Annotated in this window: 1 protein-coding gene; it reads left to right on the forward strand. The window is 57.3% G+C overall.

Annotated elements, in window-relative coordinates; genetic code table 11:
* Positions 1-60: 60 nt before the first annotated feature.
* The coding region (locus B3187_RS16800) for a methylenetetrahydrofolate reductase (RefSeq protein ID WP_286807633.1) at positions 61-761 on the forward strand (701 nt) is incomplete at its 3' end.

Raw genomic sequence — 761 nt, forward strand, 5'->3', positions numbered from 1 at the left:
GCGCACCCGCCGTAACCCAACCCTGAATCTACGAAAAAAGACCAAAGAGCACCACCCAAAATGACCGACACCGATCAACCCCAACTAAGTTTCGAATTCTTCCCCCCCAAAACCGACCAGGGCCGGGAAAAACTTCTGAACGTACGCAAGAAGCTCTCCGAGTTCGCCCCGGACTTCTTCTCCGTCACCTACGGCGCCGGTGGCTCCACGCGCGATAACACCAAAGGCATCGTCAAGCACTTCAAAAGTGAAGGCGTATCCGTGGCACCGCACCTGTCCTTTGGCGGTGATGACGAAGCCACCATCATTGAACTGATTCAGGAATACCAAGACGCCGGTATCGACCGCATCGTTGCCCTGCGCGGCGACATGCCCTCCGGCGTCGGCGGCGGCTACCAGATGGTATACGCCAATGAACTGGTGGCCTTTATCCGCAAGCACTTTGGCGATCACTTCCATCTGGAAGTGGCGGCCTACCCGGAAATCCACCCCCAGGCCAAGAGCTACGACGACGACGTCAAATTCCTGAAAGGCAAGTTCGATGCGGGCGCCAACAGCGGTATTACCCAATACTTCTACAACCCGGATGCCTACTTCTACTTTATGGACCAGTGCCACAAAGCGGGCATCACCCAGCCCATCGTGCCCGGCATCATGCCCATCATCAGCTTCAAAAACCTGACCCGTTTTTCCGACGCCTGCGGCGCAGAGATTCCCCGCTGGATGCGCAAGCGCCTGGAAGCCTACGGCGATGACAGCGA

This window comes from Marinimicrobium sp. UBA4209 (assembly GCF_002381585.1).
Lineage (GTDB): Bacteria > Pseudomonadota > Gammaproteobacteria > Pseudomonadales > Cellvibrionaceae > Marinimicrobium > Marinimicrobium koreense.